Genomic DNA, 22805 nt, shown 5'->3' with positions numbered 1-22805 from the left:
TGGCCTTACTGGTCGTTCGAGTCGGACGTGGCGATCAGTGGAACTGGCCCTCTTCGGTGGAGCCCTTCAGCGCTGCGGTCGAGGTGTTCGGGTCGACCGTGGTGGCGATGGTGTCGAAGTAGCCTGCGCCGACCTCACGCTGGTGCTTGACGGCGGTGAAGCCACGCTCTTCGGCAGCCTTGAACTCGCGCTCCTGCAGGTCGACGAACGCCGTCATGCCTTCGCGGGCGTAACCGTGGGCCAGGTCGAACATGCCGTAGTTGAGCGAGTGGAATCCGGCGAGGGTGATGAACTGGAACTTGAAGCCCATCGCGCCGAGCTCCTTCTGGAACTTGGCGATGGTCGCATCGTCCAGGTGCGCCTTCCAGTTGAACGAAGGCGAGCAGTTGTAGGCGAGCATCTGGTCCGGGAATTCGCTACGAACCGACTCGGAGAAGCGCTTGGCAACCTCGAGGTCAGGAACGCCGGTCTCCATCCAGATGAGGTCCGCGTACGGTGCGTAAGCCTTCGCACGAGCGATGCACGGCTCGATGCCGTTCTTGACGCCGTAGAAACCTTCTGCGGTGCGGGTTCCGTCGAGGAACTCCACGTCGCGCTCGTCCACATCGGACGTGATGAGGGTTGCGGCCTCGGCGTCGGTGCGGGCGATGATGACCGAGGGGACATCGGCGACGTCGGACGCGAGGCGAGCCGAGGTCAGGGTACGGATGTGCTGCTGGGTCGGGATGAGCACCTTGCCACCGAGGTGGCCGCACTTCTTCTCCGAAGCGAGCTGATCCTCCCAGTGCACACCTGCGGCACCGGCAGCGATCATGGCCTTCTGCAGCTCGTAAGCGTTCAGCGCGCCACCGAATCCTGCTTCGGCGTCGGCGACCACTGGGGCGAGCCAGTTGCTGACCGAGGTGTCACCCTCGACCTTGGCGATCTCGTCGGCGCGCAGCAGTGCGTTGTTGATGCGGCGAACGACGGTCGGCACCGAGTTGGCCGGGTAGAGGCTCTGGTCCGGGTACGTGTGGCCCGAGAGGTTGGCGTCGCCGGCAACCTGCCAGCCGGAGAGGTAGATGGCTTTCAGGCCGGCGCGAACCTGCTGCACGGCCTGGTTGCCGGTGAGTGCACCGAGCGAGTTGATGTAGTCCTCGTTGGTCACGAGGTCCCACAGGATCTCGGAGCCGCGGCGGGCAAGTGTTGCTTCCTCTACCACGGTGCCCTGCAGCTTGGAAACCTGTTCTGCGGTGAAATTACGCGTCACGCCCTTCCAGCGAGGGTTGGTGTCCCAATCCTGCTGGATCTCGGCGGTGGTCTTCGGGGTGCCGGTGGTCGACATCGGAGCTCCAGTCTCTTCTCATCTTCTCGGCCTGCGTCGAAAGGAATTCTTCACATCGTTGCCAGGCCCTTCGGGTGTACTCCAAAACAATGGCACACCCAAAAATGCCCGTCCACCTGTTGCTAGTGCCAATCTTGGCTAGCTTTTCAACACCCGTTGCTAAGTTTGCAAAGTTCCAGCCGACGCGAACCCTCGCCGAACGGACAGGCTGGTTACCGGCCAGTAGGCCGAAACCGCAGGCTACGAACGCAATTTGAGAAACTCCCACCGGATGCCTTACCGGACGTTTGTACTGTTTGATTGCGGGCGTCTGAATCGAAACAGTGACGAAGTCGATTTGTTAGTGGTGTGAGCGTAATCACAGCAGGATGGAGACTGGCCCATGCATTCCCTGCTAGAAATCAGCTCCGCACGCGATCCCGAGCAGCCGGCTGCGAGAGAGAGGATGCGATCAATCGACTCGCTTCCGGGGCTCGACGCGTGCTGGAGACCACCCCGAGTACACCGAGTGACGCAATGAGGACGCCGCCGACGATGGCGAACATGTCGGTCACCAACAGATCCGCGGGGAACGCGAGAATCAGCGGCGAGAGCGCCAGCGTCACCCCGAGGACCACGTGCGCCCAGTGGCTCGATCTCGACGCACTGGACATCGCCCAGAGAGCAGTGCCTGCCGACAGCATGCCGAGGATGAGGATGGCGCCGGACACCCCGGTGTCTCCATCGACGGGAAGCCAAATGGTGGACGTCACGAGGACCACTCCGGTAATCAGGACGATGGCGTCGCGTACAACTTCGTTCGTGTGGTCCGACATCTGCAGACTCCCTCTTGTTCGCGGCTGAATCTTTGGTTCGAAGGCTGAAATCAACTCCCATTCCGGTATACGCCGAGATGCGACTTCGGGGTCGTTACATCACCGAATCGTGACCCGCGAGCGACCGAGGCGAACGTTGTTAAGCACTGTCTTCACAGGCGTAGCCTGGGCGCATGTCCAAAACGTTCGTCGGCGTGCGGCTGCGGCAGCTTCGGTCCGAGCGCAAGATGAGCCAGGTTGCACTGGCTGGTCAGCTCGAGATCTCGGCGAGCTATCTCAACCAGATCGAACACGACGTCCGCCCACTGACAGTGCCCGTGCTGCTTCGTATTTCCGAGGTTTTCGGTGTCGATACCTCGTTCTTCTCCTCCGAGGACGACACCAGACTCGTCGCCGAGCTTCGAGAGGTCGCACTGGATCAGGACATGGGCATCGCTGCCGACGCTCACGAGATCGCACAGATGGTCTCTTCTCATCCGCAGTTGGCTCGGGCGATGGTGAACATGCACCGCCGGTACCGCAATACGACGGCTCAGCTCGCGGCCGCCACCGACGAGCGATTCAGCGACGGCAGTGGCAGCGGTTCCATCAGCAAACCGCACGAAGAAGTACGCGACTACTTCTACCAACGGCAGAACTATTTACATGAATTGGATACCGCCGCAGAGGAGTTGACCTCTCGGATCCGATTCCACCGCGCCGACGTCGGCGGTGAGATCGCCCGCCGACTCGAAACGGTCCACGAGGTACAGATCGTCAATCGAATCGACCTCGGCGAGAATGTTCTGCACCGGTTCGATCCGCGTACCCGGGTCCTGGAAATTTCCACGCACCTCTCGGGCGGGCAGAAGGTTTTCAAGTACGCGGCAGAGTTGGCCTACCTCGAATGTGCCGATCTCTTGGACAGAATGGTCGAAGAGGGCGGTTTCACGAGCGAACAATCGAAGAAGCTCGCGATCCTCGGGTTCGCCAATTATTTCGCTGCTGCCACAGTTCTTCCGTATCGCCAGTTCCATGATGTGGCCGAGGAATTTCGCTACGACATCGAGCGATTGTCGGCCTTCTTCTCGGTCAGCTACGAGACCGTCTGCCACCGCCTTTCGACGCTTCAACGGCCCAAGCTTCGTGGAGTTCCATTCTCTTTCGTCCGTGTCGACCGTGCCGGAAATATGTCCAAGAGACAATCGGCGACCGGTTTTCACTTTTCTTCCAGCGGCGGTACGTGCCCACTGTGGAATGTGTACGAAACCTTCGCCTACCCGGGCAAGATCATGACGCAGATCGCCGAGATGCCGGACGGGCGTAGCTACCTGTGGATTGCCCGCACGGTCGAGCGACGGGCCGCGCGCTACGGCCAGCCGACCAAGACGTTCGCCATCGGCTTGGGGTGCGAGCTCCGGCATGCAACTCGGTTGGTCTACGCCGATGGGCTCGATCTACATGGTTCGGCTGTCGCCACCCCGATCGGCGCGGGTTGCCGAGTGTGCGAGCGCTCGAACTGCCCGCAACGTGCCTTCCCCCCGCTCGGCAAAGACCTCGATATCGATGAGCATCGGAGCTCGGTCTCGCCGTATCGCGTTCGGTGATGATCATCGATTCGGCGCTTTCTCGGGTTCGCTTCCCCTTGCGCAGCGTCGCGCCCGCCGCAGCGAAGGCCGCGACCCGGCGGACGAGTGTCGGCGGCGCCGCCGGTTTGCCCTCCCACAGGCGGTACAGCGTGGACATGCTCAGAAACAACCTTTCCGGTGAGCCCCACTTCGAGAAAGACAAAAATTCCGGGGACGCCATCATGTTGCGGGCGGCATGGACCGATTCGACTCCCGCATCGAAGTGTTGGCGTCCGGCCGCGTCCACCCACGTCCAATAAGCACGGAGCTCGAGCACCTCGTCGAGGCCACAGATCGGGCCGTGGCCCGGAACGTAGACCTCCGCATCGAGCGCGATCAGATGATCGAGGGCATCCACCCAATTCGGGAGTGGGCCGTGCCGAAGTATCGGGGTCGATCCGATGAACAGCACATCGCCTGCGAACACCACGCCTGCGTCCGGTACGTGGGCGATCAGGTCTCCCGCGGTGTGTGCCGGGCCGAGATATCGCAACTGGACCTGACGTGTCCCTACGTCGATCCGCTCGGTCACTTCGAACGTCTGATCTGGCAGTCTCGGCAGCTTGCGTGGGAACCGTGCTCCTCCACGAACTGTGTTCATGTAGGTTCCGACGTCGCCGATGCCACCCGCTTCGCCCATCGGGTGTCCCACACGGTGTCGATCACCATCGACGCCGCACCTGGGTCGACGATCAGCCCGGTATTCGTCTGACCCCAACTCCCCGGTGGTCGCAGGAACGCCCACACCCCGTCGGCGATCTGTTTCAGTCCTTCACCGGCACTCATGGGCGAGCACGTTACCTGCGGTGAGATGCCATAGTCGAGCATTTCCGCGGCCGGTCAACTGCCGTCGATCTCTTCGTTTTCGAAGCGGGCATGACGTTTGCGCATGTACCAGATCGCTGCTCCCACCGCTCCGCCGCCGAGAATCGCGCCGACGACGCCACCCGCCCATGAACTGGCCTGCGAGTACACGCTCGGCTGCAAGGCAACCAGGACGCTGACGTATCCGACTGCGAAGAGCACACCCACCACGATCGCGCGAACACGAACCAGCTTCGACGCCGTGTAGAGGTTGACTCCGCGGGCCGCCGAGTAGCCTGCAGTCGCGAAGTTGATCAGTGTCGAGACGACGAGGATGCCCAGACCGATCCAGGCTCCGGTTGTGCCCGCCGCCCACGGCAATATCGCGGCGCTGATCAGCGATACCCACGCAAAGAGCTGAAAGCCGATGGCAGAGGCCTCGTTCCACACATCGCGCTGGCGTTCGTCGTCATAGAACTCATCGTCGAGATCTCCGACGAACCGCATCGCCTTGATGAACGGACCTGCCGTGATGGATGTACTCATGGTCATCGCTCCTCATGTCTCCGGTTGTGCCGCGGGCACTTCGCCTGTCGCGAAAAGTGTTTCGACGGTGGTGTTCAATGCTGCGGCCAGCTCGAGCGCCAAATAGACACTGGGGGCATAGTCGCCTCCTTCGACGGAGACGATGCTCTGCCTACTGACTCCACATGCTCTACCCAGCTCCGCCTGGGTGAGCCGGGCCGCTTTTCGGTGTTCACGCACCGTGTTGGTCCTGAGTGCGGCAGCCATAACGAAAGTCAAGCGGACTTGTCATCGAATGTCAACCCTACTTGTCATCGCCAAGCGGCAAGCCACATCCATTTCTGCAGGGTTCGACATCGCCGAAGCCCTTCCCCTCGGACGAATCATCCACGCGCCGAGAAGTTAACAGCGGCGTAACGGACGAAATAGAGCCGTCACCGGGCAACATATCCGCGCAATACTTCCCCTTTACTGTCTGCAATCGCGAATACAACTCCGTATACAAGCGAAAGGGCGTCAAAGATGCCTGCAGTTTCCTCGAGCAAAATGGCCACACGTGTACTGGTTGCTCCTCTCGCTCTGGCCATGGTCGGTTTGGCGCTCACCGCGTGCGGTAGCAAAGCCAGTGACACCACCTCAGCGGACGGCGCGGCAGCAGCCGAATCCTGCGTGGACACATCCGGCGACACCATCAAGGTCGGCTCGCTCAACTCACTCTCCGGAACCATGGCGATCAGTGAAGTGACGGTGCGTGATTCGATCGCCTTGGCCATCGAAGAGATCAACGCAGCAGGCGGAGTCGACGGCAAGCAGATCCAGGTCGTCGCCGAGGACGGCGCATCCGAGCCCACAGTTTTTGCCGAGAAGGCCGAGAAGCTGATCAGCAGTGACTGTGTCGCAGCTGTTTTCGGCGGTTGGACGTCATCGAGCCGTAAGGCGATGTTGCCGGTCTTCGAGGACAACGACGCACTGCTCTACTACCCCGTCCAGTACGAGGGCCTCGAGTCCTCGGACAACATCTTCTACACCGGCGCAACGACGAATCAGCAGATCATTCCGGCACTCGACTATTTGAAGGAAAAGGGCGTCAAGTCTCTGTACCTGGTCGGTAGCGACTATGTATTCCCGCAGACCGCCAACCGTGAGATCAAGGCTTACGCGGCGGCCAACGGTATCGAGATCAAGGGTGAGGACTACACCCCACTCGGTTCGACGGACTTCTCCACGATCGTGAACAAGGTCCGCTCCGCCGACGCCGACGCCGTGTTCAACACCCTCAACGGCGATTCCAATGTCGCCTTCTTCCGCGAGTACACCAACGCAGGCCTCAAAGCTGCTGACATGCCGGTCCTCTCGGTCTCCATCGCCGAGGAAGAAGTTGCCGGAATCGGCGCACAGAACATCGAAGGCCAGTTGACGGCGTGGAACTATTACCAGACTGTCGACAGCCCGGAGAACAAGAAGTTCGTCGCCGACTACAAGGCAAAATACGGTGCGGACAAGCCCACCTCCGACCCGATGGAAGCCGCCTACACCTCGGTGTACCTGTGGAAGAACACCGTGGAGAAGGCAAAGTCCTTCGCAGTCGGTGACATTCAGGCCGCAGCGGATGGTGTCAGCTTTGCCGCCCCCGAAGGTGAGGTCGTCATCGACGGCGCGAATCACCACATCTCGAAGACCGCACGTATCGGCGAAGTTCGCGCCGACGGCCTGATCTACACCGTGTGGGAATCCCCGGCACCGATCGCACCCGATCCGTTCCTCGAGACCTACGAGTGGGCTTCCGACCTCAACTAATTCCAAGGCACTTCGCGTAGATGAGTGGACATGCAGCTCGCGAAAGCAAGTCCGCTCGTCTGTGCGGAGCTGCACTGTAAAGGAGCGCTCATGGATGTCGTAGTCGGGCAGCTTTTCACCGGCTTGAGTATCGGTTCGATTCTTCTACTCGCCGCATTGGGACTCTCGCTGACCTTCGGTCAGATGGGTGTCATCAACATGGCTCATGGTGAGTTCATCATGGCCGGTTCGTACACCGCGTACGTCGTACAGCAACTCGTCTCCACCGGCGGTGCATCGCTGTTCATCTCGCTGATCGTCGGGTTCTTCGTCGGCGGCGCCATGGGCGTCCTGCTCGAGGTGACTCTGATCCGTCGCATGTATCACCGCCCGCTCGACACGCTGCTGGTGACATTCGGTGTCGGGCTCATCCTGCAGCAATGTGCGCGCGATATCTTCGGCGCCCCCGCCGTCAACGTAGTCTCGCCGGGCTGGCTGTCCGGGGGCATCGACATCCTCGGCGCTGTCGTTCCCAAGACTCGCATCTTCATTCTGGTTCTCGCCGTGATCTGTGTTCTCGCTTTGTCGTTCGCCCTCGCGAAGACACCGATGGGTCGACGCATTCGCGCGGTCGTGCAGAACCGGGACCTGGCCGAGACTTCGGGCATCTCGAGTCGTCGGACCGATATTTCGACGTTCTTCATCGGGTCCGGCCTCGCCGGTGTCGCCGGTGTGGCGTTGACGCTCATCGGTTCGACGAGCTCCACCGTCGGGCAGAGCTACCTGATCGACGCTTTCCTGGTGGTCGTCGTCGGCGGACTCGGCCAGATCAAGGGCGCGGTGATCGCAGCGTTCGCGCTCGGCATCCTCAATTCGTTCATCGAGTACAGCACGACTGCCTCGATCGCCAAGGTCATCGTGTTCGTGCTGATCGTGTTCTTCCTTCAAGCCCGCCCACAGGGTCTGTTCGCGGTCAAGACAAGGAGTTTGGTATGAGCACCTTCGTCCACAAGCGCGGCGCGTGGCTGGGGTTCGCCTTTGCCGCCGTCCTCTTGTTCGCGGTCGCACCGGCCGTGCTCAGCGAGTTCCGGCTCAACCTTCTAGGCAAGTTCATCTGCTACGCCATCGTTGCGGTCGGTATCGGATTGGCCTGGGGCCGTGGCGGAATGCTCACGCTCGGCCAGGGAGTGTTCTTCGGGCTCGGCGCTTACATCATGGCCATGCATCTGAAGATCTCCGACGCCGATCTCCGCGGCGACGCGGTGCCGGATTTCATGTCCATCGCCGGGATTCGCGAACTGCCGTCGTATTGGGTTCCGTTCGCTTCGCCGCTGGTGACGATTCTCGGAATTCTGTTCATCCCGGCTCTCGTCGCGCTCGTTCTCGGCCTCGGTGTCTTCAAACGACGAGTCAAGGGCGCGTACTTCGCGATCCTGAGCCAGGCGCTCGCGGCTGCATTCGCAATTCTGTTGGTGGGTCAGCAGACCACGGGCGGATCCAACGGGCTCAACAGATTCCGGACGTTCTTCGGGTTCAATCTCAATGATCCGGCCAACAAACAGATGCTGTTCTTCATCGCGGCCGGTGTACTGCTGGCGGTCGTCGCCATCACCCGACAGCTCATGTATTCCCGCTATGGGGAACTGCTCGTCGCCGTCCGCGATCAGGAAGAACGAGTGCGTTTCCTGGGGTACGACCCCGCCAATGTGAAGATCGTCGCCTACGTGACTGCGGCATTCTTCGCCGGCCTCGCCGGGGCACTCTTCGTGCCGATCGTCGGCATCGTCTCCCCCAACGACGTCGGCATCGTTCCGTCCATCGCGTTCCTCATCGGAGTGGCGATCGGCGGACGGAGCACGCTGCTGGGACCGGTCCTCGGCGCACTCGGTGTGGCGTGGGCGCAGACAACCCTGTCCGAGCAATTTCCGTCAGGCTGGACCTACGCCCAGGGACTGCTGTTCATCGTCGTGGTCGGGTTCTTCCCCGCAGGCGTCGCAGGCCTGTTCGCTCTCCGACGTCGCAAGAAAGCTGCAGACGAACCCGGTGCCGTCGTCGATGTCGAAGAGAAGGAGCTTGTCACATGATTCACCTCGACAACCATCAGCCGACTTTCGGTGGCAACGCCGGTATGTCGAGCCAGTACCTCGAAGTACGCGGCCTCACCGTGAGCTTCGACGGATTCAAGGCCAACACCGACGTCGACCTGACACTCATGCAGGGCGATCTGCGGTTCCTCATCGGGCCGAACGGAGCAGGCAAGACCACCCTGATCGACGCGATCACCGGACTGGTACCCGCCACCGGGTCGATCACCAAGTCCGGCGTCGAACTGCTCGGTAAGAAGGTGCACCAGATCGCCAGACTCGGCGTCGGGCGAACGTTCCAGACTGCCAGCATCTTCGAACAGCTCACCGTCCTGCAGAACCTCGACATCGCAGCCGGGGCAGGACGTTCGCTCATGACCATGTTGCGCCGCCGCACTGCGGTCTCGCCCGAGATCGAGGAGGCGCTCGAGACCATCGGTCTGACCGAAGAGCGGAACAAACCGGCGGGAATCCTTGCCCATGGGAAGAAGCAGTGGCTCGAGATCGGAATGCTGCTGGTGCAGAACGCCGATGTACTGCTTCTCGACGAGCCGGTTGCCGGGATGAGCCATGATGAACGCGAGCAGACCGGCGAATTGCTTCGCCGGATCGGCGGCGAACGGACCGTCGTCGTCGTCGAGCACGACATGGACTTCATGCGAGCATTCGCGACGTCGGTGACAGTTCTTGCTGCCGGGCGCATCCTGTCCGAAGGCACCGTCGCCGAGGTACAGGCCGACCCCAAGGTTCAAGAGGTCTACCTCGGTACCGCAGCCGCAGGCGGCGAACTCGATCAGATTGCACAGGACAGCGCCGACGCCACACTAGGAGACAAGCATGCTTGAACTCATCGACGTGCGCACCGGTTACGGCCGCAGCGAGGTCGTCCATGGGGTCTCCCTCACCGTCCCCGCCGACGGCGTCGCCGCGGTCATGGGCCACAACGGTGCAGGCAAGACGACTCTGCTCCGGGCCGCCGTCGGCCTGCTTGCAGTCAACTCGGGCAAGGTCCTCTTCGATGGTGAGGACGTCAGCTCGCTACGACCCAGCGCCCGCGTCGCACGCGGTCTCGCCTATGTCCCGCAGGGCCAGCAATCGTTCGGCCAGTTGACCACGGCCGAGAACCTACAGGTCGTCGCCGACGGACGCACGCGGGGTAAGGCTTTGATCGGTGAGGCCCTCGACCTGTTCCCCGCGTTGAAGGAACTGCTCACCAGGCGTGCGGGTCTTCTGTCCGGTGGTCAACGTCAGCAGTTGGCGATCGCACGCGCGCTCATCACCGAACCGAAGATGCTCATCCTCGACGAACCGACCGAGGGCATTCAGCCATCCGTCGTCGCCGAGATCGAACGCACGATTCTCGATCTCACCCGCCGCGGCGGACTCGGAGTGTTGCTGGTGGAACAACACATCGGCTTCGCGCTCGAATCTGCCCAGAACTACTATATTCTCGAGGCCGGGCGAATCACGTCCACCGGTGTGGGCGGTAGCGAGTCCGAGGCCGATGTCCGTGCAGCCATGGCGATTTGACCGGTACTTCCATGCCGCGCAAGGACCTTCGCGAGAAGGTGTATCTGTCGCTACGTCGCGACCTCGTGTCGGGAGCGATCCCGGCAACGGAAAGGCTCGGCGAGGAACGCCTGGCCGAGCTGTACGGCGTCTCGCGCACTCCCGTGCGTGAGGCGCTCGCACGGTTGCTCGCGGACGGGCTGGTCCTCCGCGGCCACGACGGGTTGCACGCATATCGACCACACGTCGACGATCTCGCCGGGCTCTACGAGCTCCGGCAGACGCTGGAGATTCGCGGCATCGTCCGCGCCATCGAAGACGCGACGCTCCGTCACGACGCATCGGCGATCGTCACCGAGCTCGAGCTCTGGACTCGAGCACGAAAGATCCCGCCCACCGACATCACCGAGGTCGTGTTGATGGACGAGCAGTTTCACACGACACTGTTGAGCGCGTCCGGAAATCCGGCATTGACCGTGGCTCTGTGCGCAGTCAACGCGAAAGTTCGGCCGGTACGGATGGTGGGATCGATGACCGAGCAGGACATACGGTCTCAGGTCGACGAGCACATCACGATCGGCGAGGCGGTCCTCGAAGGAAGGCTCGACGAGGCGAGGTCCGCTCTGCTCGCACACATTTCCTCGCACGAGAAAACTGTTATTGCTCGTGCCGAGCAAGCGGCGTCGATGGCGGGAGCACTGCGGATCTGATGCACTGCTTTCAGTCATGAACCAAACATTGCGAGCGTTCACTCTCTAAGTTATGGTTGCAGCAACCATGGTGATGGAGGTCACATGAACGAGAGCTTGCCGTACGACACAGTGCTGACCGGAGGGACTGTCTACGACGGCAGCGGCGGGCCGGGGGTAGTTCGCAACGTAGGCATCTCGGTCGGCGTCGTGCGCGCGATCACGACCGAGCCTCTCACCGTCGGTCCGAGCACCGAGGTCGTCGACGCAACCGGCCAGTGGGTCGTGCCGGGTTTCGTCGACGTACACACCCATTACGACGCGGAGGTACTGGTCGGACCAGGACTCACCGAGTCGGTTCGACACGGGGTCACCACGGTCCTGCTGGGAAACTGCTCGTTGTCGACGTTGTACTCGACTCCCGTCGACATCGCCGACCTCTTCAGTCGCGTGGAGGCGCTGCCGCGCGAGCACGTTCTGAAGGCCGTCGATGCACACAAGACATGGACAAACCCGAACGAATACATCGACGCGCTCGAGCGACTCCCGCTCGGGCCCAACATCGCGTCGCTGGTGGGGCATTCCGACCTGCGTGCCCACGTGATGGGGTTGGATCGGGCAACCGACCGCAGCCAGAAACCGACACGTGAAGAATTCTCGGCGATGGCCGATGCGCTGAACACCGCTCTGGACGCCGGACTTCTCGGCATGTCCACCATGACCAACCCCTGGGACAAACTCGACGGCGACAGATACCGCTCGCGTTCACTGCCGTCTTCGTACGCACGTTGGAAGGAATTCCGCGCACTGCACAAGATTCTGCGCCGACGCGGCCGCTTGCTTCAGAGCATCCCTAACCTCAACACCAAATACGACATGCTCTTCTTCCTCGGCAGCGCGACGGGACTGGGCCGAACTCCACTCAAGATCTCACTTCTTGCTGCCGCCGATGCCAAAGCATCCCCCTGGATTCACCACATCTTCGGGCCGCTCGCACAACTGGTGAACGGGCCCGGGCGCGGACAGTTCCGCTGGCAACACCTGCCCACCACGTTCGACGTCTACTCCGACGGGATCGACCTCGTCGTCTTCGAGGAGTTCGGATCCGGCCGCGCAGCTCTGCATCTACGAGAGGAATTGGGCCGCAACGACTTGCTGTCCGACGAGGCCTACCGCCGTTGGTTCCGCGCCGACTTCGAGAAGAAGTTCAGCTCACGGGTATGGCACCGAGACTTCGCCGATGCCCAGATCACCGAATGTCCGGACGCCTCGGTCGTCGGCAAGAACATCGCCGAGGTCGCGGCCGAACGCGGCATCCACGTGGTCGACGCATTCCTCGATCTCGTCGTCGAGCATGGCCGAAAACTGCGCTGGCACACCACTATCGCCAATCACCGACGCAAGCAGATGGACAAGCTGATCACGAGGCCTGGCGTCACCGTCGGGTTCTCCGACGCCGGGGCACATCTACGGAACATGGCCTTCTACAACTTCGGGATCCGGTTGCTGCATCGTGTGCACGGCGCCCGCGAAGATCGACGGCCGTTCATGTCCGTGGAAAATGCCGTGTACAAGCTCAGCGGCGAGCTCGCGGACTTCTACGGCGTCGACGCAGGACACCTGAGGGTGGGCGACCGCGCCGATGTGGTCGTCATCGATCCGGCAGGCCTCGACGACGAGGTCCTCGCGTATCGCGAGGAGATGATGCCCGAGTTCGGTGGCTTGAGCCGGATGGTCAACCGAAACGATCAGGCCGTCACCGCAACGCTGATCGCCGGACGGATCGTCTACCGTGAAGGTGAATTCGCGCCATGGTTCGGCGTATCCGAACGCGCCGGTAGCTTCCTGCGCGCCGGTACCACCACGGCACCGCATCCACGAGAGCGAGTATGAGCAAAACCCAGCAGGAACGACGTACCGAGACGATCGGGAAGCTACTCGATGCAACGATCATGTCACTGTGCGAAAACGGCTACGCTGCAACGACGGTGAGCGAAATCGTCTCCCGTGCGGGGGTGTCCTCGGGTGCGTTGTTTCGGCATTTCCCTACACGCCTCGACATCGTCGTCGCTGCTGCGGACGACGTGCGTCGACGGCAGTTCGACCAATTTCGAACCGGTCTCGCGGGTTTCGGTACGGCGTCCGTCGAGCACTGTCTGCTTCTGCTCCGAGCGGCATGCCGAGCCCCGATAAACGGTGCCTGGTACGAACTTCTCATTGCGGCCCGGAGTGACACCGACCTGCGGGAACGATTGATTCCCTTCACGGTTCGCTACCACGAGCAGATTTCTGCGCTGGCCCGCACGCTTCCGATCGCAGGCAGCATCCCACCCGCGCAACTGGACACGGTCATTTTCACCGTGGTGCACCTACTCGACGGTGAAGCGCTCTCGGCAATCGTCCATCCGCAGCCCGAGCAGGAGGAGTTGCGATTGCAGCTCATCGCCGGACTACTACGAGGCGAAACCATCTACAACCGGATCGAGGCGATGTGAGAACCTGGACCGTCGATTCTTTCGGAGCCCGTATCGCGGTGTACGAGTACGGAGATCCGCTGGCCGGCTCCACGGCGCTTCTGGTGCACGGCTACCCCGACGATCACCACGTCTTCGATCCGATGATCCGCGCATTGGAGCAGCGCGTGCGAATCGTTGCCTACGACACCCGAGGCGGCTGGGCCACCACTGTCGACGATCAGGACAGTGTCGAGAGCTACACCCTGGCCCGTTTGACCGAGGATACGTTCGCCGTAGTCGATTCGATCCCCGACCGAACCGGACCCTTGCATGTGTTCGCACACGACTGGGGTTCGGTCCAGATGTGGGAGACGATGGCCTCACCCCGTGCTGCAACGACTTTCGCATCGTTCGTATCGGTGTCCGGACCGAGCCTGGACCACCTGCGCGATCTCTGCCGTGCACGCGCCGTTTCGCCCTCACAGTGGGTATCGCTGGCGACGCAACTCGTTCGGTCCTGGTACATCTGGAGTTTCCACGTTCCTGTTCTTCGCCGGTTCGTACCGGCGATGATGGCATCGATCGGCAGCGAGGATGCCCCGGAACCAGCGCGGCGGAACCAACAACGCGGAATTGCGCTGTATCGCGCAAACATTCTCCGCCGTCTTCTCTCGGGACCGGATCCGAAGTGCGTGGTGCCCACCACCGTCGTCGTTCCACTCCATGACCGGTTTCTCTCCGGCGACCTTGCCGACGGACTGGAGCGCTGGATACCGGACCTCCACGTGATGAAAGTCGATGCCGAGCATTGGTGGCCGTATACCCACCCAGTAGATGCCGCCGAGCTGTTGCTTTCACAGGATGGAGAGCGGGCCGCCGAGCAGTGATACCGACCGACGTGTCCGTTTTGCTGATACTTTGAAATCGGACATGCATCGAACGCTGGGAGAGCTACTTTGACCGCCGCACCGGACCGCACGCGAATTCAGTTTCCCGACATCAGCTCCCGCGCGTGGGAGCATCCGTCCGACCGGGCGGCACTGGTCACCCTGCGAACGTTGAAGGGCTTCGATACGGTCCTACGCACTTTGTCGGGTCTGTTGCAGGAGCGGCAACATCGATTGATGTATCTGGCGACGTCGGTGCGCGTCGACTCTCGGCAATTCACCGATCTCGACGATCTCCGTGCTGATTGCGTGCAGATTCTCGGTGCCGAAGAGACCCCGGAGCTGTATGTTCTGCAGTCGCCGATGGTCAACGCGTTCACCATCGGCATGGATCGCCCGTTCATCGTGCTCACGACCGGCCTGCTCGACATCACGACCTACGAGGAGCAGCGTTTCATCGTCGGCCACGAGCTCGGCCACGCGCTGTCCGGTCATGCCGTGTATCGCACCATCCTCATGCACCTCATGCGACTGGCAGGCACGATCGGATGGATTCCTGTCGGCGGATGGGCTCTGCGTGCCATCATCGCCGGTTTGATGGAATGGCAACGCAAGTCCGAACTTTCCGGGGATCGTGCTGGGTTGCTGTGCGGCCAGGACGTTCACAGCGCGTTGCGCGTTCAACTCAAACTTGCAGGCGGAGCCAGGATCTCCGAAATCGACATCGACGCATTTCTGGCACAGGCCGCCGAGTACGAGGCCAGCGGGGATTTACGCGACGGCGTGCTGAAACTACTCAACATCGAACTGCTCTCGCACCCGTTCTCGGTACTGCGCGCGGCCGAACTGAAGAAGTGGGTGGACAGCGGCGAATACGCGGCGGTGCTCCGCGGTGAGTACCCCCGAAGGTCTCAGGATGACGGCGCCAAGATCGGCGACGAGTTCCGGACTGCAGCCAAAACGTACAAGCAGAATTTCGACACTTCAGAGGATCCACTGATCCGCACGATCCGCGATCTCGGCAGCGGATTGACCGGTGCCGTCGACGCCGTGGGCAACGGAATCGGCGACGTCGCATCCGACATCAAGAACCGTTTCGATCACTGGCGACATTCCTGAAATCGTTTCTCGCCTGGTACACGGAAAGATCCGCAGGTAGCGTCGGGGCGTGAGCTCACCGCGTATTGCGTCCGGAACGTTCAGGGATCTCGGCCCGATCAACTGGGTGTTGTGGCGCATCCTGTCGAAAGCCGCCGGCGCGCCCGACGCGCATCTTTTCAGCACCCTGGGACGCACCCGCGGCCTCTTCCGAGGCTGGTTGTTCTACAGCGGGAAGCTGATGCCCGGCGGCCGGATCTCCCGCAAGGAAACGGAAGTGGTGATCAACCGCGTCGCGCACGTACGTGACTGCGGGTACGAGATGGACCATCACCGCCGAATCGGCAGACGCGTCGGAGTGACCGAAACCCTACTCGCACAAGTGAAAGAAGGGCCGACAGCGGTCGGTCTGGGTGATCGCTATCGAGCGATACTCACCGCGACCGACGAACTACTGGCCACCAAGAATCTGTCGGACGAAACCTGGGCAGCCTTGGCACACGAGTTCGACGAACGCCAGCTGATCGAATTCCTGTTGCTGGTCGGGCAGTACGACAGCTTGGCGACGACTATCGAAACTCTGCGAATAGAACGCGACTTCTGAAAAGAGATTCGCTGTAGCTAGCTCTTGCTCGACCCGAACTTGGCGCCGGTGGCTCGCCCAATCCTGTTGAGCGGCGCCAAAATATCTTGATACCGTGGCCCCACCACGCGAGGGATCAGATCGAACAGACGCGCATCCGGGCCGATCAGAATCCGCGGCTTGTTACGTTCGACGCCGCCGAGGATCACCTTGGCCGCGCGTGTGGGCGAGGTGACGGCGATCTGCTCGAAGCGTCGGACGACGGCGTCGTGATCTCCCAGATCTGCCATTCCTCGCGCGTTGGCAACGATGTTCGTCTTGATTCCGCCGGGATGGACACAGCTGACTCCGACGGGATGGCGGGCGACTTTCATTTCCTGGCGCAGTGCCTCGGTGAATCCGCGCACCGCGAACTTTGCCGAGTTGTAGGCACTCTGACCGGGGATGCCCATCAATCCGAACACACTCGACACGTTCACCAGATGACCGTCACCGGACTCGATGAGTGCCGGCAGAAACGCTTTGGAGCCGTTGACAACTCCCCAGAAATCGATGTTCATGACCCACTCGAAATCGTCCCAGGTCATATCCAGAACATCCGCGCCGAGCGCGACACCTGCGTTGTTGACCACGAGGTTGACGCGTCCGAATTCGCTGACGACCGCATCGGCATGGAAATACATTGCCGCCCGGTCGGAGACGTCCAACTGGTAGGACACTGTGCGTGCACCGATCTTCTCGCACAACACGACCGTCTCCGTCAACGCTTCGCCGTCGATGTCCGAAAGGGCCAGCCTGGCGCCGCGGTGCGCGAGGTCGAGGGCGAGCGCGCGGCCGATCCCCGATCCAGCTCCGGTGACGACTGCGACCTTGTTGTCGAAACTTCTCATAGGTGCACTTCTTTCGCCTCGGTCGTATCGTCCTGGCCGCGACCGACACCGGTCGGCAAGCCCATCCTGCCACGCGAGGACGAGTCCGGACAGGGCAAGAAAAAAGCTCGTTCGTCTTGTGCGCACACAAGACGAACGAGCTTCGAACTGCCTTCAGGGTCAGAAGTTGATCATGTGTCCTGCCAGGCCATGAATGGCCTCCTGGAGTGCCTCGGACAACGTCGGATGTGTATGGACGTTGCGAGCGAGTTCGTTGACGGTCAGATCCCACTTCTGGGCCAGCGTCAGTTCCGGCAGTAGCTCGGACACGTCGGGGCCGATGAGGTGTCCACCGAGAAGTTCGCCGTGCTCGGTGTCCGCGATCAGCTTGACGAAACCGGTAGCGTCCCCCAGCCCGTGCGCTTTGCCGTTGGCGGCGAACGGGAAGTTCGCGACCTTGATGTCGGAGCCACGTGCCTGTGCTTCTTCACGAGCCTGCTCTTCGGTGAGTCCGAAGCTGGCGACCTGCGGCTGGCAGAACGTCGCACGCGGCATCATGCGGTAGTCCTCGATCGGCAGCGTCTCCGCGCCCGCGATGGTCTCCGCCGCCACGACGCCCTGAGCCTCGGCCACGTGAGCGAGCTGCAGCTTGGCAGTGACGTCCCCGATTGCGTAGATGTGCGGGACGTTGGTCTTCATCGTGCTGGTGATGCCGATGGCACCGCGATCGGTGAGCTCGACACCGGTCTTCTCGAGACCGAACCCTTCGACGCGAGGGGCGAAGCCTACGGACTGCATCACCTTGTCGACGGTGACGGTTTCGACGTCGCCGGACTTGTTGTTCTTGAACTTGACGGTCACCTTGGAGCCGTCGTCGTCGATGCTCTGTACAGCGGCACCGGTGACGATGCGGACGCCGAGCTTCTTGTACTGCTTCTCGATTTCCTTGGAGATGTCGGCGTCCTCGTTGGGGAGCGCGCGATCGAGGTACTCGACGATGGTGACGTCGACACCGTAGTTCTTCATGATGTAGCCGAACTCCATGCCGATGGCGCCTGCACCGACGATGAGCATCGAACCCGGGAGTTCACGGGTCATGATCTGCTCTTCGTACGTGACGACGTTCTCGCTCAGCGACGTTCCCGGCAGCAGTTTGGTGGTGCTGCCGGTGGAGATGATGGCGTTGTCGAACGTGATCGTCTCGGTACCGCCCTTGGTCAACTCCACCTCGATGGTGTTGGCGTCGACGAAGGTGCCCTGGCCATCGAACTCGGGGATCTTGTTCTTCTTCATCAAGAAGTGAATTCCCTTGACGCGCCCCTCCGCGACCTTGCGGCTGCGGTCGAAGGCTGCGCCGAAGTCGAAGCTCGCTTCGCCCGAGATGCCGAACAACTTGGCCTCTTTTGTGAAGAGGTGCGCAAGTTCGGCATTGCGGAGAAGCGCCTTCGAGGGGATGCAGCCCACGTTGAGGCAGACACCGCCCCAGTACTTCTTCTCGATGATGGCAGTGCTCAGTCCGAGTTGTGCCGCGCGGATAGCAGCGACGTACCCACCGGGACCGGCTCCGAGGACAACGACGTCATAGTGTGAGGTCACGATTCCCGAGCTTAGTCGCGTACTGATTCTCTGTCTCGAGACGGTCGGGTTACCTGCCGGTAGCGGCGTGCGTGGCCTGCGCGACGCGCCGGAAGTTCCCACCGAACACGGCGTCGACGGCCTTGTCGTCGAAACCACGACTACGCAGCACCGTGGGCAGGGTGAGCGTTCCTTCCGGCGGAACCCACTGCAGCGGCCCCCAGCGCGTGTACATCTCCGAGAACGCCTCGGGGTGAATTCTCAGCTCGTGATTGAAATCCTCGTGGTCGAACGAATAGTCGGAGCCGATACCCACGTGCTCGATGCCGAGCAACTCCACGCCGTACTCGATGTGGTCGGCCATCGCCTGCACCCGTTTGTCATCGTCCTCGGGCGCATTGACGCCGAGGAAGATGCCGACACCGTTGATCCCCACGACCCCTGAAGTGCGGGCGCATTCGAGTGCCTGCTCATCGGTGATGTTCCGCGGGTGCTGCCACAGAGCAGCGAAATTGGAGTGAGAGTAGATCATCGGGTGCTCGGTGCAACGTGCCACGTCGAGCCCGGTCGAAACCGAGCAGTGCGAGCCGTCGACGAGCATCCCCACACGATTCATCTCGCGAACCACGTCCCTCCCGTACGCCGTCAGACCCGTGTCTTCGACGTCGAGGCACCCCCCTCCGGCTGCATTGGCGTGGTTGTAGGTCGGAAGCATGGACCGCACACCGAGGCTGTGGAAAAAGCGAACATTGTCGAGATCGCCCTCGAGCGGACCGGAATCCTCCAGATCGAACGCCAGGGTGATCAGCTCGGCGTCTTCGGGTTCGTCCACCGCGTCGACCGCGTCGACCATACGAAAACGCCCGTCGGCGAGGGCTTTACGACGGAAGTCCTGCGCCAGCGCAGTCACGACGGCTTTCGAATGCGGCGAGAAACCGACGTTGACGGACACGTAAGACCCGAGCGGGTAACGAGCCAATTCCGTGATGTCCGCAGTGGGCACCAGCGGCAGACAGCAGTGCTGTTCCCACAGATTCATCTCAGCCGTACCTTTCTCGAACACCACTACCCGACACGAGAGCGAGCACCGGCAGGTGGCCGGTCACCCTCGGAGGGACAGTACCTACGAGGGTACAAATAGGGCATGAGCAACACCTCTGATCCGTACCTGTGGCTCGAAGAGGTCACCGAAGAGCGCGCGTTGGACTGGGTACGCACCCGAAACGCCGCCACCACCGCCGCGTTGGCCGGCCCAGAATTCGACGCCATCGAAGCACGCGTGCGAGAGGTCCTCGACACCGACGCACGAATTCCGTACGCACGTCGGCGCGGTGAGTACCTGTACAACTTCTGGCGCGACGCCGAGCACATCCGAGGACTGTGGCGTCGGACCACGATGACGGAATACCGCAAGGACTCTCCCGAGTGGGACATTCTGCTCGATCTGGACGCCGTCGCCGAGGCCGAAGGCGAGAATTGGGTGTGGAGCGGTGCGCAGGTGCTGCGTCCCGATCAGCACCTCGCGTTGGTCACGATGTCCCGCGGCGGCGCCGACGCGTCGATCGTCCGCGAGTTCGATTTGCAGACGCGCACGTTCCGCGAACAGTCGGAAGGCGGATTCTTCGTTGCCGAGGCCAAGACCGACATCGGGTACATCGACGCCGACACCGTCTATGTAGGAACCGACTTCGGTGCCGGTTCGCTCACCGACTCGGGATATCCGCGTATCGCCAAGCGGTGGACCCGCGGTACCCCGCTTGCCGAGGCCGAAACCGTGTACGAGGGAACGCCGAACGACATCTCGATTTCGGCGTGGCACGACCGAACTCCCGGATTCGAACGTGATTTCGTGCAACGCGCGACGGACTTCTTCAACGCCGAGTTGTATCTGCTCGACGACACAACCCTGACGCTGATCGATACGCCGACCGATGCGACGACTTCGGTCCACAAGCAGTGGCTACTGGTCCGCACGATGACCGAGTGGACGATCGGCGACAAGACGTATCCGTCGGGCGCGCTATTGGCCGCGAACTTCGAGAGCTTCCTCGCCGGGGACCGCGAGATGAACGTACTGTTCTCGCCCGACGCACACCGCTCCCTGCATCAGTTCGCCTGGACCGAGAACCACCTGCTCGTCGTCCTGCTCGTAGACGTGCGCAGCGAGTTCCGAGTGCTCACTCCGGGGCCCGATGCCTGGGACGATCAGCCGTTGCTCGGCCTACCGGATTCGACCTCCACCGAGATCGTCGGCACCGACGCGGAGGAGAACGGTGACGAGTTCTTTCTGTCGTCGAGTGGCTATCTGACGCCTGCCACGCTGCTGTTCGGCACGGTCGGCGGCGACCTCGAAGTCCTCAAACAGGCGCCGTCGTTCTTCGACACCGATTCGATGGCCGTCACCCAGTATTTCGCGACCTCACTCGACGGCACTGCCGTGCCCTACTTCGTCGTCCGCAAGGAAGGCATGGGCCCCGGGCCGACGATGCTCTACGGCTACGGAGGATTCGAGATCTCGATGACGCCGTCGTACAGCGGTGCAACCGGTCTGGCCTGGCTCGAGCAGGGCGGCACGTACGTAGTGGCCAACATTCGAGGCGGCGGCGAGTACGGCCCCGAATGGCATACCCAGGTGCTGCGCGCAGGCCGGCACAAGGTCCACGAAGATTTTGCGGCCGTGGCACAGGATCTGGTAAAGCGCGAGATCACCACACCCAGCCGGCTCGGCGCTCAGGGCGGAAGCAACGGCGGACTTCTGATCGGAATCATGCTGACCAAGTACCCCGAATTGTTCGGCGCGCTGGTCTGCCAGGTACCGCTGCTGGACATGAAGCGATACCACCTACTGCTGGCAGGGGCGTCGTGGGTGGCGGAATACGGCGACCCGGACGACCCCGAGGAGTGGGCGTTCATCTCCGAATACTCGCCGTACCAGAACATCGTGGCCCCGGACGAGAAACGCTATCCGCCGATCCTCATTGCTACCTCGACACGCGACGACCGGGTGCACCCCGGTCATGCCCGCAAAATGGCCGCGCGGCTCGAAGAACTGGGCCAGCCCGTCACCTACTTCGAGAACATCGAAGGCGGGCACGGCGGCGCTGCGGACAACGCTCAGCTGGCCTTCAAGACGGCACTGTCCTTCCGATTCCTGTGGAACGCGCTACGGCCCTGACGTCGGCGACAGGAACTTTCAGCGATGTATCCACGAGCTCACGAGGTCCGCGACGGCCGTTGGATTCCGAATCCAGCCGTTGTGGCCGAGTGACTCGGCGACATGCGCGGCGGTGACGTCGGCGTTGGCGAGTTTGTCGACCAAGTTCTTCATCGACCCGGGCGGCGCCACCTCGTCCCCTTCGATCGTGATCGTCAGGACCGGTAGCTTCAGTCGGCGCATCCGCTCCTCGTAGTCCATATCTGCGCCGGACGGCTCGATCAGTCCGGTCCGGGCGAATCTGGACCAGTCTTCGATCAACACACGCGACTGCCGCCCGAAACCACCGACACCGACGCGATCCCCTGGCCAGAAGCCGGCAATGCTGCTCGTCAACGCCATGGCTGCGGCGCCGAACAGCAATGGAACACCGCGCACGGTTCCGAAGCCTCGGTGGTACGGCGACCCCGAGGCCACCAAGATCAGCCCGGCCAGGCGACCGCGGATTCGAGCTGCATACATCGACCCGAGTTGGCCACCCATGCTGTGGCCCAGAAGATAGGGAGTGGCGGCCGGAAATTCCTCGCGCACCACCTCGAAGATGGCAGGAAAGTCCACCGATACCAGTTCCTGATAGCCGTACTTGCTGGCGGAACTGGGTTTGGGGACGCTGTCGCCTTGTCCGCGGAGATCACCGACAGCGGCGTGGAAACCGCGGGCGACCAGGGCTTCGGCGAACAGGCGGTAGTAGCCGCCCGGAATTCCGAGACCCGGCATGATCACCACGACCGGCGCATCGTCCGGTCCGTCGGCCGGAAAAAGCGATACCGGCACTGTCGAACCGTCGGGCATCTGTATGGGAACGGTGTGCACCGACCCAGACTAGGGCGTGCGTCGCCGGACAGACCGATGGCCGGTACCCCAGTATTGCGGGGTACCGGCCATAGTCGAAAGATTTAGAGGGCTGCGGCAGGCGCAGTGTCCGAGCTACCCGATGCTGCTCCGAGAAGCTTGGCCAGCAGACCGAAAATTCCAGCAAGTTCGGCGGAT

23 protein-coding genes and 1 pseudogene are annotated in these 22805 nt (G+C 62.0%); 14 read left to right on the top strand and 10 right to left on the bottom strand.

Features of this window, described 5'->3' with window-relative positions; all coding sequences use genetic code 11:
• Nucleotides 1-34: 34 nt before the first annotated feature.
• Both aceA and ABIB36_RS09235 read right to left on the bottom strand, forming a co-directional pair.
• On the bottom strand, nt 35-1324 hold the full coding sequence (gene aceA, locus ABIB36_RS09240; protein WP_084346246.1) for an isocitrate lyase: 1290 nt from the start codon (nt 1322-1324) through the stop codon (nt 35-37).
• A gap of 401 nt (nt 1325-1725) precedes the next feature.
• Nucleotides 1726-2139 (bottom strand): SPW repeat domain-containing protein, encoded by a 414-nt coding sequence (locus tag ABIB36_RS09235; protein WP_084346247.1) that lies wholly within the window; start codon nt 2137-2139, stop codon nt 1726-1728.
• Between the two features lie 173 nt (nt 2140-2312).
• Here ABIB36_RS09235 and ramB point away from each other — a divergent pair, with 173 nt between their 5' ends.
• Nucleotides 2313-3725 (top strand): acetate metabolism transcriptional regulator RamB, encoded by a 1413-nt coding sequence (gene ramB / locus ABIB36_RS09230; protein WP_084346248.1) that lies wholly within the window; start codon nt 2313-2315, stop codon nt 3723-3725.
• Nucleotides 3725-4006: a hypothetical protein gene (locus ABIB36_RS09225; protein ID WP_306294094.1), complete on the top strand. Its 282-nt coding sequence runs from the start codon at nt 3725-3727 to the stop codon at nt 4004-4006. Before ramB ends, ABIB36_RS09225 begins: the two co-directional genes overlap by 1 nt.
• Nucleotides 4007-4107: 101 nt before the next feature.
• On the opposite strand, the pseudogene ABIB36_RS09220 reads toward ABIB36_RS09225, so the two are convergent.
• The 4 genes and pseudogenes from ABIB36_RS09220 to ABIB36_RS09205 form a co-directional block, all read right to left on the bottom strand.
• Nucleotides 4108-4347, bottom strand: a pseudogene (locus ABIB36_RS09220) (MBL fold metallo-hydrolase); the annotation flags it as partial.
• The gene (locus tag ABIB36_RS09215) at nt 4344-4532 is read right to left on the bottom strand and encodes an MBL fold metallo-hydrolase (RefSeq protein ID WP_306294092.1); all 189 of its coding nucleotides are present in this window, start codon (nt 4530-4532) and stop codon (nt 4344-4346) included. The gene ABIB36_RS09215 and the pseudogene ABIB36_RS09220, both read right to left, overlap by 4 nt.
• A 54-nt stretch (nt 4533-4586) precedes the next feature.
• The gene (locus ABIB36_RS09210) at nt 4587-5096 is read right to left on the bottom strand and encodes a DUF2029 domain-containing protein (RefSeq protein WP_084346402.1); all 510 of its coding nucleotides are present in this window, start codon (nt 5094-5096) and stop codon (nt 4587-4589) included.
• A 12-nt stretch (nt 5097-5108) separates the two neighbouring features.
• Nucleotides 5109-5342 carry a helix-turn-helix transcriptional regulator gene (locus ABIB36_RS09205; protein ID WP_084346249.1) on the bottom strand — a complete coding sequence of 78 codons (234 nt, stop codon included), beginning with the start codon at nt 5340-5342 and terminating at the stop codon, nt 5109-5111.
• A gap of 255 nt (nt 5343-5597) precedes the next feature.
• Between ABIB36_RS09205 and urtA the strand changes: the two genes are divergently transcribed.
• The 11 genes from urtA to ABIB36_RS09150 all read left to right on the top strand — a co-directional run bounded on the left by urtA (nt 5598) and on the right by ABIB36_RS09150 (nt 16178).
• A complete protein-coding gene (gene urtA / locus ABIB36_RS09200) occupies nt 5598-6872 on the top strand; it encodes an urea ABC transporter substrate-binding protein (protein ID WP_354563037.1) in 1275 nt (424 codons plus the stop codon).
• A gap of 90 nt (nt 6873-6962) precedes the next feature.
• On the top strand, nt 6963-7847 hold the full coding sequence (gene urtB, locus ABIB36_RS09195; RefSeq protein WP_354563039.1) for an urea ABC transporter permease subunit UrtB: 885 nt from the start codon (nt 6963-6965) through the stop codon (nt 7845-7847).
• The gene (urtC, locus tag ABIB36_RS09190; protein ID WP_354563042.1) at nt 7844-8935 is read left to right on the top strand and encodes an urea ABC transporter permease subunit UrtC; all 1092 of its coding nucleotides are present in this window, start codon (nt 7844-7846) and stop codon (nt 8933-8935) included. Before urtB ends, urtC begins: the two co-directional genes overlap by 4 nt.
• Nucleotides 8932-9780 carry an urea ABC transporter ATP-binding protein UrtD gene (gene urtD / locus ABIB36_RS09185; protein WP_354563044.1) on the top strand — a complete coding sequence of 283 codons (849 nt, stop codon included), beginning with the start codon at nt 8932-8934 and terminating at the stop codon, nt 9778-9780. Before urtC ends, urtD begins: the two co-directional genes overlap by 4 nt.
• The gene (urtE, locus tag ABIB36_RS09180) at nt 9773-10465 is read left to right on the top strand and encodes an urea ABC transporter ATP-binding subunit UrtE (protein WP_354563046.1); all 693 of its coding nucleotides are present in this window, start codon (nt 9773-9775) and stop codon (nt 10463-10465) included. Before urtD ends, urtE begins: the two co-directional genes overlap by 8 nt.
• An 11-nt stretch (nt 10466-10476) precedes the next feature.
• Entirely contained in the window at nt 10477-11154 is a 678-nt protein-coding gene (locus tag ABIB36_RS09175) for a GntR family transcriptional regulator (protein WP_354563189.1), read from the top strand.
• A gap of 84 nt (nt 11155-11238) precedes the next feature.
• A complete protein-coding gene (locus ABIB36_RS09170) occupies nt 11239-13026 on the top strand; it encodes an N-acyl-D-amino-acid deacylase family protein (protein WP_354563048.1) in 1788 nt (595 codons plus the stop codon).
• Nucleotides 13023-13628 carry a TetR/AcrR family transcriptional regulator gene (locus ABIB36_RS09165; protein WP_354563050.1) on the top strand — a complete coding sequence of 202 codons (606 nt, stop codon included), beginning with the start codon at nt 13023-13025 and terminating at the stop codon, nt 13626-13628. The genes ABIB36_RS09170 and ABIB36_RS09165 overlap by 4 nt, the downstream gene beginning before the upstream one ends.
• The gene (locus tag ABIB36_RS09160; protein WP_354563052.1) at nt 13625-14476 is read left to right on the top strand and encodes an alpha/beta fold hydrolase; all 852 of its coding nucleotides are present in this window, start codon (nt 13625-13627) and stop codon (nt 14474-14476) included. The genes ABIB36_RS09165 and ABIB36_RS09160 overlap by 4 nt, the downstream gene beginning before the upstream one ends.
• A gap of 69 nt (nt 14477-14545) precedes the next feature.
• Nucleotides 14546-15595 carry a M48 family metallopeptidase gene (locus ABIB36_RS09155; protein WP_354563055.1) on the top strand — a complete coding sequence of 350 codons (1050 nt, stop codon included), beginning with the start codon at nt 14546-14548 and terminating at the stop codon, nt 15593-15595.
• A gap of 49 nt (nt 15596-15644) precedes the next feature.
• Nucleotides 15645-16178: a carboxymuconolactone decarboxylase family protein gene (locus ABIB36_RS09150; protein WP_354563057.1), complete on the top strand. Its 534-nt coding sequence runs from the start codon at nt 15645-15647 to the stop codon at nt 16176-16178.
• 17 nt (nt 16179-16195) lie between these two features.
• On the opposite strand, the gene ABIB36_RS09145 is transcribed toward ABIB36_RS09150, so the two are convergent.
• From ABIB36_RS09145 to ABIB36_RS09135, 3 genes are all read right to left on the bottom strand, one after another.
• Nucleotides 16196-17047 carry an SDR family NAD(P)-dependent oxidoreductase gene (locus ABIB36_RS09145; protein WP_354563059.1) on the bottom strand — a complete coding sequence of 284 codons (852 nt, stop codon included), beginning with the start codon at nt 17045-17047 and terminating at the stop codon, nt 16196-16198.
• Between the two features lie 159 nt (nt 17048-17206).
• The gene (gene lpdA, locus ABIB36_RS09140; RefSeq protein ID WP_354563061.1) at nt 17207-18622 is read right to left on the bottom strand and encodes a dihydrolipoyl dehydrogenase; all 1416 of its coding nucleotides are present in this window, start codon (nt 18620-18622) and stop codon (nt 17207-17209) included.
• 49 nt (nt 18623-18671) lie between these two features.
• Nucleotides 18672-19640, bottom strand: coding sequence for a dipeptidase (locus ABIB36_RS09135; protein ID WP_354563064.1), 969 nt, complete (start codon nt 19638-19640; stop codon nt 18672-18674).
• A 105-nt stretch (nt 19641-19745) separates the two neighbouring features.
• Here ABIB36_RS09135 and ABIB36_RS09130 point away from each other — a divergent pair, with 105 nt between their 5' ends.
• Nucleotides 19746-21776 (top strand): prolyl oligopeptidase family serine peptidase, encoded by a 2031-nt coding sequence (locus ABIB36_RS09130; protein WP_354563066.1) that lies wholly within the window; start codon nt 19746-19748, stop codon nt 21774-21776.
• 18 nt (nt 21777-21794) lie between these two features.
• Here the strand turns inward: ABIB36_RS09130 and ABIB36_RS09125 are convergent, their stop codons facing one another.
• Nucleotides 21795-22628, bottom strand: coding sequence for an alpha/beta hydrolase family protein (locus ABIB36_RS09125; RefSeq protein WP_354563069.1), 834 nt, complete (start codon nt 22626-22628; stop codon nt 21795-21797).
• Between the last annotated feature and the right edge of the window lie 177 nt (nt 22629-22805).

This window comes from Rhodococcus sp. UYP9, from assembly GCF_040547235.1.
Lineage (GTDB): Bacteria > Actinomycetota > Actinomycetes > Mycobacteriales > Mycobacteriaceae > Rhodococcoides.
This window is presented reverse-complemented; position numbering and strand designations above follow the sequence as displayed.

Coding starts and splice junctions, on each gene's coding strand:
- aceA (WP_084346246.1), bottom strand. CDS start 1,324: ATGTCGACCACCGGCACCCCGAAGACCACCGCCGAGATCCAGCAGGAT.
- ABIB36_RS09235 (WP_084346247.1), bottom strand. CDS start 2,139: ATGTCGGACCACACGAACGAAGTTGTACGCGACGCCATCGTCCTGATT.
- ramB (WP_084346248.1), top strand. CDS start 2,313: ATGTCCAAAACGTTCGTCGGCGTGCGGCTGCGGCAGCTTCGGTCCGAG.
- ABIB36_RS09225 (WP_306294094.1), top strand. CDS start 3,725: ATGATCATCGATTCGGCGCTTTCTCGGGTTCGCTTCCCCTTGCGCAGC.
- ABIB36_RS09215 (WP_306294092.1), bottom strand. CDS start 4,532: ATGAGTGCCGGTGAAGGACTGAAACAGATCGCCGACGGGGTGTGGGCG.
- ABIB36_RS09210 (WP_084346402.1), bottom strand. CDS start 5,096: ATGAGTACATCCATCACGGCAGGTCCGTTCATCAAGGCGATGCGGTTC.
- ABIB36_RS09205 (WP_084346249.1), bottom strand. CDS start 5,342: ATGGCTGCCGCACTCAGGACCAACACGGTGCGTGAACACCGAAAAGCG.
- urtA (WP_354563037.1), top strand. CDS start 5,598: ATGCCTGCAGTTTCCTCGAGCAAAATGGCCACACGTGTACTGGTTGCT.
- urtB (WP_354563039.1), top strand. CDS start 6,963: ATGGATGTCGTAGTCGGGCAGCTTTTCACCGGCTTGAGTATCGGTTCG.
- urtC (WP_354563042.1), top strand. CDS start 7,844: ATGAGCACCTTCGTCCACAAGCGCGGCGCGTGGCTGGGGTTCGCCTTT.
- urtD (WP_354563044.1), top strand. CDS start 8,932: ATGATTCACCTCGACAACCATCAGCCGACTTTCGGTGGCAACGCCGGT.
- urtE (WP_354563046.1), top strand. CDS start 9,773: ATGCTTGAACTCATCGACGTGCGCACCGGTTACGGCCGCAGCGAGGTC.
- ABIB36_RS09175 (WP_354563189.1), top strand. CDS start 10,477: ATGCCGCGCAAGGACCTTCGCGAGAAGGTGTATCTGTCGCTACGTCGC.
- ABIB36_RS09170 (WP_354563048.1), top strand. CDS start 11,239: ATGAACGAGAGCTTGCCGTACGACACAGTGCTGACCGGAGGGACTGTC.
- ABIB36_RS09165 (WP_354563050.1), top strand. CDS start 13,023: ATGAGCAAAACCCAGCAGGAACGACGTACCGAGACGATCGGGAAGCTA.
- ABIB36_RS09145 (WP_354563059.1), bottom strand. CDS start 17,047: ATGAGAAGTTTCGACAACAAGGTCGCAGTCGTCACCGGAGCTGGATCG.
- ABIB36_RS09135 (WP_354563064.1), bottom strand. CDS start 19,640: ATGAATCTGTGGGAACAGCACTGCTGTCTGCCGCTGGTGCCCACTGCG.
- ABIB36_RS09130 (WP_354563066.1), top strand. CDS start 19,746: ATGAGCAACACCTCTGATCCGTACCTGTGGCTCGAAGAGGTCACCGAA.